General features: G+C 60.6%; 15 protein-coding genes. 4 read left to right on the forward strand and 11 right to left on the reverse strand.

Going from position 1 to position 18,762, the window contains the following annotated elements; genetic code table 11:
- Positions 1 to 60 precede the first annotated feature (60 nt).
- A complete protein-coding gene (locus AB5Y85_RS12985) occupies positions 61 to 1,989 on the reverse strand; it encodes an EAL domain-containing protein (protein ID WP_257687251.1) in 1,929 nt (642 codons plus the stop codon).
- 504 nt (positions 1,990 to 2,493) lie between these two features.
- On the opposite strand from AB5Y85_RS12985, the gene AB5Y85_RS12990 reads away from it, so the two are divergent.
- Both AB5Y85_RS12990 and AB5Y85_RS12995 read left to right on the forward strand, forming a co-directional pair.
- Positions 2,494 to 4,020, forward strand: a complete 1,527-nt coding sequence (locus tag AB5Y85_RS12990) for an EAL domain-containing protein (RefSeq protein WP_257687252.1) — start codon at positions 2,494 to 2,496, stop codon at positions 4,018 to 4,020.
- Positions 4,021 to 4,330: 310 nt separating this feature from the next.
- Positions 4,331 to 5,428, forward strand: a complete 1,098-nt coding sequence (locus tag AB5Y85_RS12995; RefSeq protein ID WP_040069504.1) for a calcium:proton antiporter — start codon at positions 4,331 to 4,333, stop codon at positions 5,426 to 5,428.
- A 144-nt stretch (positions 5,429 to 5,572) separates the two neighbouring features.
- On the opposite strand, the gene hutH is transcribed toward AB5Y85_RS12995, so the two are convergent.
- The 10 genes from hutH to ftsY form a co-directional block, all read right to left on the reverse strand.
- Entirely contained in the window at positions 5,573 to 7,105 is a 1,533-nt protein-coding gene (gene hutH / locus AB5Y85_RS13000) for a histidine ammonia-lyase (protein ID WP_257687253.1), read from the reverse strand.
- A 4-nt stretch (positions 7,106 to 7,109) separates the two neighbouring features.
- Positions 7,110 to 8,819: a urocanate hydratase gene (gene hutU / locus AB5Y85_RS13005; protein WP_257687254.1), complete on the reverse strand. Its 1,710-nt coding sequence runs from the start codon at positions 8,817 to 8,819 to the stop codon at positions 7,110 to 7,112.
- A gap of 53 nt (positions 8,820 to 8,872) precedes the next feature.
- Positions 8,873 to 9,817: a formimidoylglutamase gene (gene hutG, locus AB5Y85_RS13010; protein ID WP_236358227.1), complete on the reverse strand. Its 945-nt coding sequence runs from the start codon at positions 9,815 to 9,817 to the stop codon at positions 8,873 to 8,875.
- Entirely contained in the window at positions 9,810 to 11,045 is a 1,236-nt protein-coding gene (gene hutI / locus AB5Y85_RS13015) for an imidazolonepropionase (RefSeq protein WP_257687255.1), read from the reverse strand. The genes hutG and hutI overlap by 8 nt, the downstream gene beginning before the upstream one ends.
- A gap of 155 nt (positions 11,046 to 11,200) precedes the next feature.
- Positions 11,201 to 11,905, reverse strand: coding sequence for a histidine utilization repressor (hutC, locus tag AB5Y85_RS13020; protein WP_236296869.1), 705 nt, complete (start codon positions 11,903 to 11,905; stop codon positions 11,201 to 11,203).
- 11 nt (positions 11,906 to 11,916) lie between these two features.
- Positions 11,917 to 12,576 (reverse strand): carbonate dehydratase, encoded by a 660-nt coding sequence (gene can / locus AB5Y85_RS13025; protein ID WP_005339998.1) that lies wholly within the window; start codon positions 12,574 to 12,576, stop codon positions 11,917 to 11,919.
- A 125-nt stretch (positions 12,577 to 12,701) separates the two neighbouring features.
- Positions 12,702 to 13,556 (reverse strand): RNA polymerase sigma factor RpoH, encoded by an 855-nt coding sequence (gene rpoH / locus AB5Y85_RS13030; RefSeq protein ID WP_005339997.1) that lies wholly within the window; start codon positions 13,554 to 13,556, stop codon positions 12,702 to 12,704.
- A 451-nt stretch (positions 13,557 to 14,007) separates the two neighbouring features.
- Positions 14,008 to 14,961 carry a permease-like cell division protein FtsX gene (gene ftsX, locus AB5Y85_RS13035; protein ID WP_042052537.1) on the reverse strand — a complete coding sequence of 318 codons (954 nt, stop codon included), beginning with the start codon at positions 14,959 to 14,961 and terminating at the stop codon, positions 14,008 to 14,010.
- Positions 14,961 to 15,629, reverse strand: a complete 669-nt coding sequence (gene ftsE, locus AB5Y85_RS13040; RefSeq protein WP_005339995.1) for a cell division ATP-binding protein FtsE — start codon at positions 15,627 to 15,629, stop codon at positions 14,961 to 14,963. Before ftsE ends, ftsX begins: the two co-directional genes overlap by 1 nt.
- Positions 15,630 to 15,718: 89 nt before the next feature.
- Positions 15,719 to 17,632 carry a signal recognition particle-docking protein FtsY gene (ftsY, locus tag AB5Y85_RS13045; protein WP_368221545.1) on the reverse strand — a complete coding sequence of 638 codons (1,914 nt, stop codon included), beginning with the start codon at positions 17,630 to 17,632 and terminating at the stop codon, positions 15,719 to 15,721.
- A gap of 110 nt (positions 17,633 to 17,742) precedes the next feature.
- Between ftsY and rsmD the strand changes: the two genes are divergently transcribed.
- Together rsmD and AB5Y85_RS13055 are read left to right on the forward strand one after the other, a co-directional pair.
- Positions 17,743 to 18,372 carry a 16S rRNA (guanine(966)-N(2))-methyltransferase RsmD gene (rsmD, locus tag AB5Y85_RS13050; RefSeq protein ID WP_042081417.1) on the forward strand — a complete coding sequence of 210 codons (630 nt, stop codon included), beginning with the start codon at positions 17,743 to 17,745 and terminating at the stop codon, positions 18,370 to 18,372.
- A complete protein-coding gene (locus tag AB5Y85_RS13055; RefSeq protein ID WP_005348564.1) occupies positions 18,356 to 18,667 on the forward strand; it encodes a DUF1145 domain-containing protein in 312 nt (103 codons plus the stop codon). Before rsmD ends, AB5Y85_RS13055 begins: the two co-directional genes overlap by 17 nt.
- Positions 18,668 to 18,762: the final 95 nt, after the last annotated feature.

Raw genomic sequence — 18,762 nt, forward strand, 5'->3', positions numbered from 1 at the left:
ACCGCAAACAGCACCGCAAACAACAGAGGGTCGCCCCAAGGCGACCCTCTGTTGTTTATCTCAATCACCAGCCGGTTCCAGCACCAGCCGCTGGGGCTCGGCAAACCAGGGGCCCTGCCCGGCATGCACCCCGAGGTGGCGCAGCATCTTCCACTCGTCGCCACTCTCCACCCCCACTGCCAGCACCCGGGTGCGGGTATTGGCGCAGCCGCCGACCAGACTGCGTACCGCCATCTGGTTGACCTGACGGGCATGGATCTCCCGCACCAGGCTGGGGTGCAGCTTGAGGAAGTTGATCTCGAACTCCTTGATGTACTGGGTGCTCACCACATCCTGACCGGCATGATCGATGGCCAGCTGGCAGCCCAGCATCCGCAGGGAGCGCAGCGGCCGCTTGAGCGCCTCGAAGTGGCGGGTCACCTGGGATTCGGAGAGTTGCAGGATCAACCGCTCGTTGGTGCTGCGCGGCAGCTGGAACAGGGCGAAGAAAAGCCAGCGCTGGAACTCGCGGTTGAGCAGGCTCTGGGCACTGAGGGTCAGGCTGATGGGGCAGCTCTGCTCGGAGCGCTGGCGCAGCAGGGCGAGGGTCTGCTCCGCCACCAGCCGATCCAGTTGCAGCAACAAGCCCACCTTCTCCGCCATCGGCATGAAAATACCCGCCTGCAAAGCCCGCCCCTGCTCGTCGTGCAGATAGGTGAGCAGCTCCTGCTGCAACACCACCTGCCCCCGATCCTGCTGGATCGGCTGGGTATAAAATTCGATGCCGTGCTCTTCGAGACGGCGGCTGATCAGGGTGCGCCAGCGTACTGTGCCCTTGCTGCTCTGCTCCTCATCCAGCTGCTTCTCGTAGAGGAACCAGCCGTTGTGCCCTTGCAGACGGGCGCTCTTGAGGGCCAGCTCCGCCTCCTCCTGCACCTTGAGCAGGCTGTCTTGTGCCTGATAACAGACGGCGCCGAGATAGACCGCCGTCTCGGGGTTGACCTCCTGCGGCCAATGCAGCCGTTGCAGGCTCTTGAGCAGTTGGCTGGCGCTATCCACCATCTCGCTCTCGGACATATTGGGCAGCAACACCGCAAAGACCTGACCGGCGTAGCGGGCCTGCAGGGCGCCGTTATGCTTGCGCACGAAGGCACCAATGGTGGCGCTCGCCTCCATCATCAAATCGTGCCCCAACAACTCGAACTGATCGGCCTCCAGCTCCTCCAGACAGGCGAGATCGATCAGCAGCACGCCGCCGCTCATCACGCTCGCCTCCATGATGGCGCTCTCCAGCCGGTTGTCGAAAAACAGCCGATTGCCGATGCCGGTCATCTTGTCGACGAAGGCGTTGCTGCGAATGAAGTTGTCGAAGCGGCTGCGCTCCTTGCGGGCATCCGCCAGCTCGGCGAGCAAATGGTCGAGGGCCTGACTGGCGGCCACCGGCCACTCTTCGGCGGGGTCATGACTCAGTTTGGAGAGCTTGTCATCGAGGATCAGCTGGGCACGAACGCCCAGCAGCTCGGCCCCGCGCAGCTGCTGGCGTAGCCAGCGGATGGAGTACCAGAGACCGAACACCACGATAAAGATGCCCAGCGAGATGCCGGACATCGCCTTGATGGAGTATTCCGCCTCCTTGAAGGGGCGCTCCAGTTTGAAGTTGGCCTGCATGCCGGCCTGATGGGGAAGCGGGTGGCTGTATGGCACCAGCAGCTGTTCGTCGACCGGATTGCGCACATCGCGGAACCAGTAGACCCGCTGGTTATTCTGGCGCACCTCCAGCTCTACCACATGGGCAGCCCGCAACAGGGTAGGCAGCCAGTGGCTCATATCTTCCATGTCGTGAGCAACATCGAGCTGCTTGTCGATCACTTCGACCAGCGCATCGACCTTCTTTTGCTGCAACTCCATGCCCAGCTCGCGAAAGCTGAACACCCCGCCAATCAGCACGGTCGCCATGGCTGCGATCACGCAAAGGGTGATAAATGAGACAAGCTGTGTAGTGAGTTTCATGCGCCTTTCCGTATGCCCAGCATCATCCATGTCGCCTCATGGTAGCAGCGGCGATCGGGCCACAGCTATGGATGAAGATCCCGCTTCTGCAATTTAAGCGGGCAAGCATAACCCAAAGCAGAGGAAGAATACCAAGGATGACGGGCTACAGATGCGGGAAAGGGCGGGATGACAGACAGAAAAATGGTCCCTCAAAGGGGACCAAAAGGAACACTCATATCAAAACTAACACTCTGTGCTACTGACAAAAAACAGATACAGGAGTATTGAACACACGGTGAGTCAAACCGCAAGGCTACTCTAATGCAGTTCGGATAAGCTGAGCAATTGTCATTTATGACAGGTCAGCGATTGAAGCTAGCCAAAGTTAATAATAAACACATTTAAAATCATGCAGTTAAAAAATCAATCAACAAGTGTGACAAGTCGGACTCAAATTGATTGCACTAATGCTCTATGATGGCAAAGTCCATTTGTGTCTCATGAAACTGGCAGGTACTTCCTTTGCGTAAATCACCCGTCTGGATCGCTCTGTTGCTGTTCGTCCTGCCTGTCGTGGGCAGCCAGTTTCTCGGCCTGTGGTTTGCCAAGCCGATGACCTTTCATCTGCTGAAAGAGAAGGTTGCCGAGCTCAGGGGGGCCATGGCAGAACGCCACCGGGAGCTGGATGCCTCCATCAACAACCAGCTGGCACAATTTGAGTTCAACTGTGGTGCCAAAGACATGGCGCTGCTGCGCGATCCGCGCTTCTACAGCACTCATATCCGCCTGCAGGGGTTAGAACTCGCCTCCGGCAACAGCTGCTCCAGCCTGGGGGGGGGGATCCCGCTGATCAAGGAGCTCCAAGACAGCGGGCAGAAGTTCGGCAAACTGGGGGTCGCTGCCACCGTAGCTAAATACAATACCGAGCAGGAGCTGGTGGCCTATTACCGAACCGGCGGCAACCTCGCCTACTGGGTGCTGGATAACAGCTGGAGCCACGACCTGCTGCAACACCCCTGCAGCCACTGCTTCTATCTGGAGTTCAGCCGACAGGATAACGATGCAAGCACAATCCACTTTCCCCGTGGCGACAAGGAGATCAAACAGGAAGAGAGCAATATCAGCCTGAGTTTCTTCGATCCCAATGAGCTCACCAAACAGACGGTCTGGGCAGGAAAAGCGCTGGAGCAATATGCCTATGACCAACTCAATCACTACGGTCTCTGGTTCGGTATCGCGCTCGGAGCCCTGTTAAGCGTCACATACTGGTTGCTGCGCAGCTATCGGCGCTCCCTCAAGGGACTGCTGCAAACAGGATTGATACGCAAAGAATTTATTCCCCTCTACCAGCCGATAGTGGATGCCCGTACCCACCAAGTGGTGGGATTCGAGGCGCTGCTGCGCTGGCAGCGGGGAAACGAGCTGATCCCCTCGGGCACCTTTATCGAATATGCAGAGGAGCAGGGACTGATCCTGCCGATGACCGAACAGTTGCTGGAGCAGGTGATCACCGACCTGCCGCAGCTGGCACCGGAGCAGTGGGTCAGCGTCAATCTGGTGGCGGCCCATATCGAGCAACCCCTGCTGCGCTCCTTGCTCGCTCACAGCCAAAACCCCTCACCCACCCGGCTCACCTTCGAGCTGACGGAGCGCAAGCCGATCCTCGACATCAAAGCGGCCACCGAGGAGATCACCCTGCTGCAACAGATGGGGTATCACTTCAAGCTGGATGATTTCGGTACCGGCTACGGCGGCTTTGCCTACCTGCAGAGCCTGGGGATCCGCCAGATCAAGATCGACAAGATGTTCGTCGATACCATAGGCACCAACGACCTCAAGCGCAGCGTACTGGATGCCATCATCATCTTCGGTCGGGAATCGGGTATGGAGATGATCGCCGAAGGAGTCGAGAGCCAGCTGCAGGTCGACTATCTGAGCCAGCACGGCGTCTATCTGATCCAGGGCTACTTCTTCGGCAAACCCATGCCGCTGAAGATACTGACCCACTGGCAACGGGAGTGGCAGCTGCAACACCAGAAGGCCAGCTAACGCAGAGATGGCAGGATTTGGCCGTGAAACGGTTTGGCCAGCGGCTCGACATCATCAGGTTGATGCTGGCGGTAGCGCCGTAACCCAGCCCGGCCATCAGGCGGGTAAATCCCCCTGCAGACCTGGGCCCGGCTCCATGGTGAAATCGAACCACCTCCTGCCACCCCTTATTTACATTCAGCAACAAAATGATCTGCCCTGACGGGGATAACAACCTTTATCATAAGGAGCCGGTTATTGCGCAACCGATAACCGGGCAGCCTGTTTATGTCATCCGGTCGTCAAGACCCCCAATAGAGAACCATTGCCTATGAAGACAGTTATCCGGCAAGAGATTGCCCTGCCCGTTGGCCTGCTGACCCTGCTCTTTTTCAAGACCCTGGGCAGTGACCTGCTGACAGAGACAACTCCGCTCGGGATCTATCTTCCGGTTTCGGCGGCACTACTGGCCATCGTCACCTGGGCCATCTTCTCGGTGGTGCGCCACTCCGATGCCCTCGCCATCAAGCTGGGCGAGCCCTTCGGCACCCTGATCCTCACCCTCTCGGTCATCTCGCTGGAGGTGGTGATGATCTCTTCGGTGATGCTGACCGGCGAGCCCAACCCCACCATGGCCCGCGATACCATGTTTGCGGTAGTGATGCTGGTGAGTACCGGTCTGGTGGGCTTCACCCTGCTGTTTGGCGGCTGGCGCTACCACACCCAGAGCTTCAATCTGGATGGGGTCAAATCCTATCTGGTGGCCATCATCCCGCTGGCCCTGCTCTGTCTGGTGCTGCCCAACTTCACCGAGGGTGGCGCAATCGGCAGTATGTCGCGCGCCATGTCGTGGATGCTGATCATCATCTCGATCCTGCTCTACGGGGTCTTTCTGCTGATCCAGACCCGCAGCCACAGCCACTTCTTCGTCGACAGCGATCACGAGGATTATGAGGAGCACCACGGCCCGCTGCAGAGCAACGTCTATCACACCATCCTGCTGCTCGCCTACCTGCTGGTAGTGATCCTGCTGGCCAAGACCCTGGCCATCCCCATCAACTACGGGGTGCATGTGATGGAAGCACCCGCCGCACTGGGCGGCTTTATCGTCGCCTGCATCGTGCTGGCTCCCGAAGCAGTCGGCGCCATCAAAGCCGCCTTCAACAACCAGTTGCAGCGAGCAATGAACCTCTACTTCGGCTCTGTGCTGGCCACCATCGCCCTCACCGTGCCTGCCGTGCTCTTTATCGGCTCCATGCTGGGTCAGGAAGTGCGCCTCGGCCTCTCCCCCGCCGATATGGTGCTGCTGGTCACGACCTTGATGGTGTGCAAGGTGACCTTCAGCAGCGGCCGCACCAATGTGCTCCATGGTGCGACCCATCTAGTGTTGTTTGTGGTCTATCTGTTCCTGATGTTCGAACACGAATAACTGCGTTCAACCAACGTCAGACACGCAAAGACCGCCCGATGGGCGGTCTTTTGTTATCTGCTCCCGGCAGTCACCGGCGCCAGTGAAGCGGCTTCCCCCTCATCCCCTACCCTTCCCCCACCAGGGGAGAAGGGTGATCAAGGCTTACAGGCTGAGCAGCACCCCGGCCGGGATCAGGTCGTTGTAGCTGGCACGGCCCAGCAGGGCGGCGGCCGCTTCGATATCCGGCGCAAAGTACCGGTCCTTGTCGTAGAAGCTAACCTCTGCCCGCAGTCGTCCCTTGGCCAGCTCGATCAGCTCGGTACTGCGCAGCGGCGCGCGGAAATCCAGCCCCTGCGCCGCCGCCAGCAGTTCGACTGCCAGAATGCCACGGGTGTTCTCGGCCATATCGGCAAGCCGACGGCCGGCGAAGGTCGCCATGGAGACATGATCCTCCTGATTGGCCGACGTAGGCAGGCTGTCTACCGAGGCGGGATGGGCCAGGGTCTTGTTCTCGGAGGCCAGCGCCGCCGAGGTGACCTGAGCGATCATAAAGCCCGAATTCACCCCGCCATTGTTGACCAGAAACGCCGGCAGACCGGACATCCGCGAGTCAATCAGCAGTGCCATTCGCCGCTCGGAGAGGGAACCTATCTCGGCGATGGCCAGCGCCAGATTGTCAGCCGCAAAGGCCACCGGCTCGGCGTGGAAGTTGCCACCGGAGAGGATCTCCTCATCCTCGGCAAACACCAGCGGGTTGTCGGAGACCGCGTTGGCCTCGCTCGCCAATACCTCGGCGGCCTGACGGATCTGGGTCAGGCAGGCCCCCATCACCTGCGGCTGGCAGCGCAATGAGTAGGGATCCTGCACCTTCTCGCAGTTGTGATGGGACATACCGATCTCGCTGCCATCCACCAGCAGGTGGCGATAGCAGGCGGCCGCGTCGATCTGGCCACGCTGACCGCGCACCGCGTGGATGCGAGCATCGAACGGCCTGCGGCTGCCGAGCGCAGCCTCCACACTCATGGCACCTATGGTGATGGCACCGGCGTAGAGATCCTCGGCATGGAACAGCCCTTCCAGCGCGAAGGCGGTGCTCGCCTGAGTGCCGTTAAGCAGCGCCAATCCTTCTTTGGGTGCCAGCGCGATAGGCTCGAGCCCGGCAATTTTCAGCGCAGTAGCGGCGTCGATCAGCTCGCCCTTGTGGCGAGCCTTGCCCTCCCCGATCAGCAGGCAGCTCATATGAGCCAGCGGCGCCAGATCGCCGGAGGCACCGACGGAGCCCTTCTTCGGCACCACCGGATAGACTTCGGCATTGATGAGGGTCATCAGGGCCTCAAGCACCGTCAGCCGGATGCCGGAGAAGCCCCGCGCCAACGAGTTGAGCTTGAGCACCATCATCAGCCGTACGGTGGCGTCATCCATGTACTCGCCAATCCCTGCAGCGTGGGAAAGCACGATGGAGCGCTGCAGCTCGTCCAGCTGCTCCACCGGAATGCGGGTGTTGGCCAACAGGCCAAAGCCGGTATTGATGCCATACACCACCCGGTTCTGTTCGATCACCTTGGTAACCACCGTAGCGGAGGCGTGGATCCCCGGCAGCGCGGCCGGATCCAGTGAAACATGTACCGGCTCGCGGCTGACGCGGCGCAGGGTGGCAAGATCCAGCTCGCCCGGAGTAATAGTCAATTCAAACATGGTGTTACACCTTTCCTTTGACACCGTTGGCGCCGTCAATCATCGGCAGATCCAGTTTCGCCTCATGGGCACAGTTGATGGCAATCTCGTAGCCGGCATCGGCATGGCGCATCACGCCGGTGGCCGGGTCGTTGCGCAGCACCCGACCGACCCGCTTGGCAGCATCATCGGAGCCGTCACAGACGATCACCACGCCGGAGTGCTGGGAGAAGCCCATGCCGACCCCGCCGCCGTGGTGCAGGGAGACCCAGGTTGCGCCGCCGGCAGTGTTGAGCAGGGCGTTGAGCAGCGGCCAGTCAGAGACGGCATCGGAGCCATCCATCATCGACTCGGTCTCGCGGTTCGGGCTCGCCACCGAGCCGGAATCCAGATGGTCGCGGCCAATGACGATGGGGGCTTTCAGCTCGCCGTTTTTCACCATCTCGTTGAAGGCCAGACCGAGCCGCACCCGATCCTTGACCCCGACCCAGCAGATCCGCGCCGGCAGCCCCTGAAACGCGATGCGCTCGCGGGCCATGTCGAGCCAGTTGTGCAGGTGAGGATCATCGGGGATCAGCTCTTTGACCTTCTGGTCGGTCTTGTAGATATCTTCCGGATCGCCGGAGAGGGCCACCCAGCGGAACGGGCCAATCCCCTCGCAGAACAGCGGGCGAATGTAGGCGGGGACGAAGCCGGGGAAGTCGAAGGCGTTCGCAACCCCCTCCTCCAGCGCCATCTGGCGGATGTTGTTGCCGTAATCCAGAGTCGCCGCGCCGCGCTCTTGCAGGGTCAGCATCGCCTCCACCTGACGGGCCATGGAGCGACGAGCGGCCAGATTCACCTCCTGCGGGGCACTCTGCTGTAGCTCGCGCCACTTGGCCACGCTCCAGCCCTGCGGCAGGTAGCCGTGCACCGGGTCGTGGGCGGAGGTCTGGTCGGTCACCACATCCGGTGTGATACCTCGGGCCACCAGCTCGGCGAAGACGTCGGCGGCGTTGCCGAGCAGGCCGACGGAGACGGCGATGCCGCTCTGCTTGGCCTCTTCGACCATGGCCAGCGCTTCATCCAGGCTGTGGGCCTTCTTGTCCACATAACGGGTGCGCAGACGAAAATCGATGCGGGTCTCGTCGCACTCCACGGCGATCATCGAGAAGCCTGCCATGGTGGCGGCCAGCGGCTGGGCGCCACCCATGCCGCCGAGACCACCGGTGAGGATCCAGCGGCCCGCAGGCGAGCCGTTGAAGTGCTGGTTGGCCACCGCGAAGAAGGTCTCGTAAGTGCCCTGCACTATCCCCTGAGTACCTATGTAGATCCAGGAGCCCGCGGTCATCTGGCCGTACATCATCAAACCCTTCTTATCGAGCTCGTTGAAGTGCTCCCAATTGGCCCAGTGCGGCACCAGATTGGAGTTGGCGATCAGCACCCGCGGCGCGTCCTTGTGGGTCTGGAACACCCCGACCGGCTTGCCGGATTGCACCAGCAGGGTCTGATCCTCCTCGAGCCGGGTCAGCACCTCGACGATCTTGTCGAAGCAGGCCCAGTTGCGGGCGGCGCGGCCAATCCCGCCATAGACCACCAGCGACTGGGGATGCTCGGCCACCTCGGGATCCAGATTGTTCATCAGCATCCGCAGCGGCGCCTCGGTGAGCCAGCTCTTGGCGGTCAGCTCGGTACCGCGCGGGGCACGGATCACGCGGTTAGGATCATGACGGGGATCCTGCTGTTGCACAGACATACACACTCCTTGTTGTATCAATAGGGTGCCTTTGGCGACGGGCGGCCAAAGGGTTAACGGGTCAACAGATGAACCAGTCGCGCGGCCACACGGGCACTGCGGTTATCCTGATCCAGCGTCGGGTTGTACTCGGCCAGATCGGCAAGCCTGAGCTTGCCGCTGGCCCGGATATGGGCGATCAGCGGTTCGATCACCGCCAGCTCCACGCCACGGGCGGCGGGGGCACTCACTCCCGGCATAACGGCGCCGGGCAGCACATCAAGGTCGATGGTCAGATAGAGGTGATCACAATCGGCGATAAAGGCGTCCAGCCCGCTTAGCAAGGCTGGCAGCCCGGTCTGGGTCATCGCCTCGTCCAGCACATGCCACACACCCAGCGCCTTGGCACGGGCAAACAGGGCTTGGGTATTGGCGGTCTCGGCCACCCCGAGGCAGGCGTAGTGAAACGGCGTGCCCTGAGCGGCACACTGCTCGGCGATCTGGAAGAAGGGGGTGCCGGAGCTTGCCAATTCCTGCTTCATGCGCAGGTCGAAGTGGGCGTCAAAATTGATAATGCCGACTCGCCCCTGACCCGCCAGATGCAGGTTGAGGCCGCTCCAGCTGCCGAAAGCCACCTCGTGACCGCCCCCCAGCACCAGCGGGAAGTGGCCCAGATCAAGCGCGGCGGCGACCCGCTCGGCCAGATAGCCGTGGGCGGCGTCGAGATTGCCATCGGTACAACTCACATCCCCGCCATCGTAGACGGGGCGATTCAGGTGCCAGGCAATGTTGGCCAGCAGCTTGCGCACCGCTTGCGGCGCACCGGCGGCGCCGACACGCCCCTTATTGCGGCGCACCCCTTCATCGCAGGCAAAACCGAGCAGTACCACACCGGCAGCGTCTTGTGCTCCGGCGGTCCAGGGCTGCACCTTGTCGTGCCAACGCAGAGCCAATTCGCCATCTTCCGGATCCTGCCGCCCTTGCCAGAGCGACATATCGATCGGGTTGAACTTATCCATGGAGGGTCTCCTTGCCGTTGAAGATGCGGCTTGCCAGCTGATCGACGCCGACCATGTAGCTCAGCTCGGCCGGATTGGCGCAGTGCCAGATCAGGAAATCGGCCGCCATGCCCACCCTGAGCTGGCCAAGGCGATCCTGCTCGCCGAGCGCTTTGGCGGCGTGACGGGTCACCCCGACCATGGCCTCCACCGGGGTCAGGCCAAACAGGGTGCAGGCCATGTTCATCGCCATCCGCAGCGAGACAATGGGGGCCGTACCCGGGTTGATGTCGGAAGAGACCGCCATCGCCACCCCCGCCTTGCGCAGAGCTGCAACAGGGGGCAATTTGGTCTCTTTGAGGAAGTAGAAGGCGGTGGGCAGCAGGGTGGCGACCACGCCACGGTGGGCCAGCGCCAGGATCCCTTCCGGATCAAGATACTCCAGATGATCCACCGAGAGGGCGCCAAAGTTGGCTGCGAGGGTGCTGCCACCGAGATTGGAGAGCTGATCCATATGCCCCTTAACCGGCAGGCCATATTGATCTGCCGCCAGATAGACCTGCTCGGTCTGGGCCAACGAGAAGCCGATGTGCTCGCAGAAGACATCCACCGCATCGGCCAGACCCGCCTCGGCGGCGGCCGGGATAATCTCCTGACAAATGGTCTCGACCCAGCTATCGGGATCGTCGCGATATTCAGGCGGCACCGCATGGGCCGCCAGCAGAGTGGTCTTGACCCGGATCGGCAGCGCCTCTCCCAGTCGGCGGGCCACCCGCAGCATCTTGAGTTCATCATCCAGCGTCAGGCCATAGCCGGACTTGACCTCCACCGTGGTGACCCCTTCGCGGATCAGGGATGCCACCCTCGGCAACGCCAGCTCGAACAGTTGCTCTTCGCTGGCGGCACGGGTGGCACGCACCGTGCTGATGATGCCACCGCCCCGACGGGCGATCTCGGCATAGGGCACTCCCTGCTGACGCAGCTCGAACTCTTCGGCACGGCTGCCGGCGAAGACCAGATGGGTGTGACAATCGATAAGGCCGGGGGTGACCAGCTTGCCCCGCATATCCAGCCAATGGGCGGGATACGGCCCCTTAAGCTCGGCCATCGGCACCAACGCGTGGATCTTGCCATCCTTTACGCCGATGGCGTGGAGCGGCAGCAGGCCGTAGTCGGCCAGCTCATCATTCAGGGTGGCGGGCGTCACGTTGAGCCAGACACGCTCGCAGTTCAACAGTTCCTTGTTCATAGCGACCTCAAATGTATATACATATTCTTATAGTCGATCTCTATGACGAAAGAAAGAGCGGCGTTCACATCCTGATAACAGCATCAAACTTAGAGTTTAAGCACAAAAAAGCCCACCAGGAGGTGGGCTTGAGAAGAATCTATTTGTATAGACAACTAGGGCAGCTGCGCCTTGGAACTCAGCTTGTAGCGGGAACCTGGGGAGAGCAAACGGGCATAGGAGACCAGATGCCCCTCCGACCAGGTACGCCGGTGCAACAACAGGCAGGGGGAATCTACGCGGATTTGCAACAATCCCGCCTCACCGGCGCTGGGCAGCACGGCTTCCACCACGTGCTCCATCTCGGAGAGGGGGCAGACATCCATCAGATAGCGGTTGGGGGTCTGTTGGGTAAAATCCTGCTCGCCATAGCCAGGCAGGCGCCCGGCATCGACGAAGCGCTCCTCCAATTGCAACGGCTCCCCATCGGCCTGATGGACGATCAGGCTGTGAAAGATGGGGGCGCCCACCCGCAGCCCCAGTTGTACCGCCACCTTCTCGTCAGCGGCCAGTCGCTGCAGCCGGATCACCCGGGCGCTGTACTCACCGCCACGCTCGGCGATCTCGTCGGCAATATTGCGAATAGCCAGCAGCGGTGACTCGGTGCGCCTGTCCGCCACGAAGCTACCGGAACCGGCGGTACGCACCAACCACCCTTCCGCCACCAGTTCCCGCAACGCACGGTTGACCGTCATCCGGCTCACGGTGAACTGCTCGCACAGGGCCGCTTCGGTCGGGATCCTGTCCCCCGCCTGATAGTGGCGTTCGCGGATCCCGTCCAGAATATGCTGCTTGATCTGCAGATAGAGGGCTGGCACCACCATGAAGCTCCCTAGCGCCGACGGTGGGGCGGACGCATGTCCGGCCAGGCGCGATAGACGTCGGGGATCTGATCCGGGCCGCTGATGCAGAGATCGAGATCGTGCAGCAGACCGTCTTTAATCCCGTATATCCAGCCGTGGACGGCCAGCTCCTGCCCCTTGCGCCAGGCGTTCTGGATGATGGTGGTGTGGCAGACGTTGGCGACCTGCTCGGCCACGTTCAGCTCGCACAGGTAGTCGAAGCGCTCATGTTCATCCTCGATGGCCTCGAGCTCTTCACCATATTTGAAGTAGACATCCTTGATGTTGCGCAGCCAGTTGTCGATGAGACCCAGCTCCTGATTCTGCATCGCGGCCTTGACGCCGCCGCAGCCATAGTGACCGCAGACGATGATGTGCTTCACCTTGAGCACTTCTACCGCGTATTGCAGCACGGAGAGGCAGTTGAAATCGGTATGTACCACCAGATTGGCGACGTTGCGGTGGACGAAGACGTCCCCCGGCAGCAAGCCCATCAGCTGGTTGGCGGGGACCCGGCTGTCGGAACAACCGATCCAGAGGTATTCGGGGGCCTGCTGGGCAGAAAGAGTGGCAAAGAAAGCGGGATCTTCGGCCTTGATCCGTTCGGCCCACTCACGGTTGTTGGTAAACAGGTCGTTCAACAGTTTCACTTCTGCTCTCCCTAATGTGGCAGTGGCGGCAACATAACACACTCAAGGGTAACCAAAGCAAGGCCGACCAGATCCCTGCGAAACAAAAACAGGGCCATCAGGCCCTGTTTTTATGAGAGGAAGCATCAGGCTTCCATGGCATCTTTCAGCTTCTTGAGTGCGTTTTTCTCAAGCTGACGCACACGCTCGGCAGAGACGCCGTAGGTATCGGCCAGCTCCTGCAGAGTGGTCTTGCTGTCATCATCGAGCCAGCGGGCGCGGATGATGTGCTGGCTGCGCTCATCCAGGGTGGCGAGGGCCGAGCTCAGACGACGGGTCGCGTGATCGTCCCAGTTGTCGTTCTCGATGGTGGCGGCCAGATCGGAGGATTTGTCCTCCAGATAGTGAACCGGAGCGAAACCGCCCTCTTCCTCATCGTCACCCACCAGATCGAACGCCTGATCGTAGTTGGCCATCCGCGCTTCCATTTCGGTCACGTCAGCGGCAGAAACGCCGAGATCGGCCGCCACGGCCTGAACCTCTTCGTGGTTCAGCCAGCCCAGACGCTTTTTGGATTTGCGCAGGTTGAAGAAGAGCTTGCGCTGGGCCTTGGTGGTCGCCACCTTGACCATGCGCCAGTTGCGCAGGACGTATTCGTGAATTTCGGCCTTGATCCAGTGCACGGCAAAGGAGACCAGACGCACGCCGACCGTCGGGTCGAAGCGCTTGACCGCCTTCATCAGGCCGATGTTGCCTTCCTGAACCAGATCGGCCTGAGGCAGGCCGTAACCGGCATAACTCTTGGCGACATGAACGACAAAGCGCAGGTGCGACATAACCAGCTGACGAGCAGCCTCGAGATCGCCATCCTGCTGCAAACGCTCAGCCAGTTCACGCTCTTCCTCTGCGCTCAGCACAGGAATAGAGTTTACTGCCTGGATATAGCCTTCCAGACTACCTTGCGGAATCAGAGCCATAGTGCGCTGCAATGAAGTTCCCATCTGTTACCTCTTACTTTTCAATCGAATCAGTCTAACACCCTGAGAGGGTCTGTCTACTGACCGGATGCCATTCTGCGGCGTGTATCAAAGAACATGCCCAGTTTTAGACCGGCTTATCTTAAGCCTGCAGGATGAATCATGAATGAACAGTCAAAAAAAGGGGGTCACAATGAAGGACCCCCGAAAAGTAGCATGCTAAGTCCATTGTTGCGGAGCTCGCAACCTTCACATGCTTGCCAAGTCTGACGAGCAAGGCAGAGGGGCCACACCCGTATAAATGCTTCAGCTTTAATAGACTGCTTATAAATCAGAAGGTTCACTGGATCTCGCGAAGATCCGGAAGATCATTGTTATTCAGAATACTCTGACTATGGGGGCCAAGCCAGAAACGGCCCCTCTTTTACTTGATCCGCCTCTCAAAATCCAGCGATTTACTTTGATGACAAAGTAATCAGGATGGTTCGATGTCGCGAATGTGGCGATGGACCGAGAACCAGGAGGCAATCAGCCCCAGCAGGGCGCCCAGCAAGATCAGATTGATCCCGTCTACCGCCCCCATACCAACCAGCCGGAAGTTACTGTTATACAAGCCCGCCAGCTCCTTCACCACCCCTTCGCTCCAGATCACCATCACTTCAGTCAGCCACCAGGCCAGCATGCCGCCGATCACCCCGAACCAGATGCCGGTATAGAGGAAGGGACGATGAATAAAGGAATCGGTCGCCCCCACCAGCTTGAGCACTTCAATCTCGGAACGCTGGTTGAGGATGTTGAGACGCAGGGTATTGCCGACGATCAGCAACACGGCGGAAAGCAGCAGCACCGCGATACCGGTAATGGTGTGGCGCAGCAGGTTCATGATCCCCTGCAACCGGGTCAACCACTGCAGATCCAGCTTGCCCTGTTCGACCCCCACCTCGTTATTGAGCTTGCTGAGCAGCTCGGCGGCCCCTTCCGGGTTCTGCCAGCGCGGATCCGGGATCACGCTCAGCACAGGCGGTAACGGGTTGCTGTCCAGATAATCGAGGGCATCGCCGAAGCCGGAGATCTCGCGAAACTCCCGCAACGCATCGTCACGGCTCAGGTAGGTGACCGAATCCACCTCGGGATAGAGCAGGATCCTGTGCTGCAGATCGAGAATGCTCTGCTCCGGCAGATCCTTGCGCAGATAGAGGGAGATCTGGGAGCTGTTCTGCCAGCTCCCCTCCACCACCTCGGCATTTTTCAGCAGCACGTGGAAGCAGGATGGCAGTGCCAGACTGACGCCCAGCACCGCCAGCGTCATCAGTGAAGCGAGCGGATTGCGCCACAGCTCCCCGAGACTGGCAAACGCCTGCCGCACATGGTCAACCCCGTACATCATCAGACGGCGCAGCGGCGGTTGTTTATGACGAACGATAGCCATCAGAGCTCCTCCCCGGCCGAATACATGCGACCCGCCTTGAGGGTCAGGGTGCGATAGCGCATACGGGCGATCAGCCCCAGATCGTGGGTAGCAATCAGTACCGAGACCCCAAAATTGTTGAACTCCTGAAATAGCCGCATGATGTCCATGGAGAGCTGAGGATCAAGGTTGCCGGTCGGTTCATCCGCCAGTAACAACGGCGGCTTGTTGACGATGGCACGGGCGATGCCGACCCGCTGCTGCTCACCACCGGAGAGCATCCGCGGCTGGTAACGCTCCTTGCCGAGCAACCCTACCTTGTCCAGCGCCGCCGCCACCCGCTTGTTGATGTCCGCATGGCTGTAGCCATCGATAACCAGCGGCAGCGCCACGTTGTCGAACACGGTGCGGTCCATCAGCAGGCGGTGATCCTGAAAGATCATCCCGATCTGGCGGCGAACATAGGGGATCTGGCTGCGCTGGATATGGCTGACATCGTCGCCATGGAAGAAGACGCGACCATCGGTCGGACGCTCCATCACGCTGATCAGTTTGAGGAGGGTACTCTTGCCCGCCCCCGAGTGCCCGGTCAGAAAAGCCATCTCCCCCTTGCGCAGGTGAAAGCTGACCTTTTGCAGCGCCTGATGGCCGCCGCTGTATACCTTGCTGACCTTGTCAAAACGAATCATAACGGTTCCCTGAAATTGACAAACCCCGACCGGAGTCGGGGTATGGAACACTTACTCATCACGGCTGAGCTGACTCATCGCGGCCGGACTTATTCATCGCGGCTGAAGAGCGCCTCGATGAAGTCGTTGGCAACGAAGGGACGCAGATCGTCGATCCCCTCGCCCACCCCGATATAGCGGATCGGGATCTGAAACTTGTCGGCTACCGCAAAGATGACGCCGCCCTTGGCCGTGCCATCCAGCTTGGTGAGAGTGATACCGGTCAGGCCCACCGCCTCGCTGAACAGCTTGGCCTGACTCAGGGCGTTCTGGCCGGTGCCGGCGTCCAGCGTCAGCATGATCTCGTGGGGCGCCTCTTCATCCAGCTTCTTCATCACCCGCACCACCTTCTTGAGCTCTTCCATCAGGTTGCTCTTGTTCTGCAGGCGACCGGCGGTGTCGGCGATCAGCACGTCAGCCCCGCGGGAGCGGGCGGCCTCGATGGCGTCATAAATAACGGAGGCGGAGTCGGCACCGGTGTGCTGGGCAATCACCGGAATGTTGTTGCGCTGACCCCAAACTTGCAGCTGTTCGACCGCAGCGGCACGGAAGGTGTCACCCGCCGCCAGCATTACGCTCTTGCCTTCAGCCTGGAACTGCTTGGCCAGCTTGCCGATGGTAGTGGTCTTGCCGACGCCGTTTACGCCGACCATCAGGATCACGTAAGGCTTCTTGCTGGTGTCGATCACCAGCGGCTGCTCGACCTTGGCCAGCATCTCGCCCATGTCCTGCTTGAGCAGGCCGTAGAGCGCCTCGGCATCCTTGAGCTGCTTGCGGTCCGCGTGCTGCACCAACCCCTCGATGATGCGGGTGGTGGTGTCGACGCCGAGATCGGCGGTCAGCAACTGGGTTTCCAGCTCTTCAAACAGCTCGTCGTCGATCTTCTTGCCACGAAACAGGCCGAAGAAACCGGAACCGATATTCTCCTTGGTGCGCACCAGACTGCGCTTGAGGCGAGCAAAGAAGCCCTCCCGCTGCGGTTTGTCCTGGGTGTCATCGTCCACCTTGGCGGCCAGCGGCAGGGCTGCCAGGGCGGCGGCCTCAGCCTCCATCGCGGCGACCAGGCGCATATCTTCCGCGCGCTGGGCCTCTTTGGCGATACGGGCTTCTTCCGCAGCCTGAGCTTCAGCGGCAATGCGAGCCTCCTCCGCGGCGCGAGCCTCGGCAGCGATGCGAGCCTCTTCCGCAGCGCGGGCTTCGGCGGCAATGCGAGCCTCTTCCGCAGCACGGGCTTCGGCTGCAATACGAGCCTCTTCCGCGGCGCGGGCTTCGGCAGCGATACGAGCCTCTTTTGCAGCGCGAGCTTCGGCGGCAATGCGAGCCTCTTCCGCGGCGCGAGCCTCGGCAGCAATACGAGCCTCCTCTGCAGCGCGAGCCTCGGCGGCGATGCGAGCTTCTTCCGCGGCGCGAGCTTCGGCGGCGATGCGGGCCTCTTCTGCAGCGCGAGCCTCGGCGGCGATACGAGCATCTTCTGCAGCGCGAGCCTCGGCAGCAATGCGAGCCTCTTCCGCAGCGCGAGCCTCGGCAGCAATACGAGCCTCTTCCGCAGCAAAAGCTTCGGCAGCAATACGAGCCTCTTCGGCTGCCTTGACCTCAGCAGCTTGCGCCTCTGCGGCAGTGCGAGCGGCGTCAGCGGCACGCTCCTCTTCGGCGATCAGCGCTTCGTTGACGATCACCGGCTCCAGATCGGAGGCGCACTCCTCCACCACCAGCGGGCCGTGGTCGTCCAGCTCGGTCGGCAGGCAGCAATCATCTTGCAAAACGGGATTCTGTGCGCTGGCAGGCACTTCGGGGGCAACAGCCGGCGTACTATCGGAAACAGTTATATCGGAAACGGGAGCGGGGGTAGCAGTGACCTCGGGCTCAACGGTAACGGGGGTGGCTTGGGGTGTCTGTGGTTGGACAGCCTCAGCCTCTTCTTTCTTGCGGCCGAAACCCAGCCAGGAAAACAAACCTTTTGCCATCTAAAAATACTCACATCAAAGGCTGACTGCTAAGATAGCCGTCCCTTGGCGGGTCGGCATAAAAATGAACCGCCTTATACTACCACTTTATTTTCTGACGATGAAACGCGATGCCCAGAGTGAAATCCAGCCGTAGCAACCCGAGCAAGAGTCCCGCCCCGCAAGGAAAATCGGGCTTTGTAAGAATCATCAGCGGCCAGTGGCGAGGCCGCAAATTGCCGGTCAAGGATGTGGAGGGGCTCAGACCCACCACGGATCGCGTCAAGGAGACCATCTTCAACTGGCTGGCCCCCCACATTCGTGGCACCCGCTGCCTGGATCTGTTTGCCGGTAGCGGCGGACTCGGGCTGGAGGCGCTGTCGCGCTATGCCGAGCAGGTGACCCTGATCGAGATGGACAAAGGGGCCGCTGACCAGATCAAGAAGAACCTGACCGCCCTCGGCAGCAGTCAGGGTCAGGTGATCCAGTCAGATGCAGTGAGCTGGCTGCAAGGCCCGGCCACGCCGTTTGATCTGGTGTTCCTCGATCCGCCGTTTCGCCGCGAGCTGCTGCCGCAAGTGTGCGAGCTGCTGGAGCAGCGCGGCTGGCTGGCACCGGACGCCCTCATCTATCTGGAGCGGGAAAAAGAGATGGCCGATCTGGCGCTGCCTGCCAGCTGGCAACTACTCAAGGACAAACAGGCAGGTCAGGTCTGTTATCAACTCTATCTACGGGAGGTAAACAATGAAGCGGGTCTTTAATCTGTTGGCGATGGGGCTGATATTGTTCTTCTGGTTTGGCGTACTGGTGAGCCTGATTGCCCCGCTACCCGGCAAACTCAACGGCTTTCTGCCGGTCTGTGGCGTGATCGTCGCCCTGCTGCACTGGCTGCAGGCCAGCATGATCAAGGCAGCTTGCAAACGCTACTTCGCGGTCACCAAAGCCGAATTTGTCACTGTGCTGATCTTTGGTGTGTTTGGCATGGTCGACATTCGTCAGCGCCTGCAAGAGATCGTCAACGCCGCCCAGCGCGGCAATCTCTCGGGCAAACCATAAAAGAAAAGGGGACGGCGGTAGCCGTCCCCTAGAGTCGTGTCGTCCTGTCCGTAGAACTGCAATGCTCCCTGCAATCCCTGACGTTATCCTAATCC

Origin of the sequence: Aeromonas sp. R3-1 (genome assembly GCF_040908345.1) — a bacterium.
In the GTDB taxonomy this organism is placed as follows: domain Bacteria; phylum Pseudomonadota; class Gammaproteobacteria; order Enterobacterales; family Aeromonadaceae; genus Aeromonas; species Aeromonas veronii.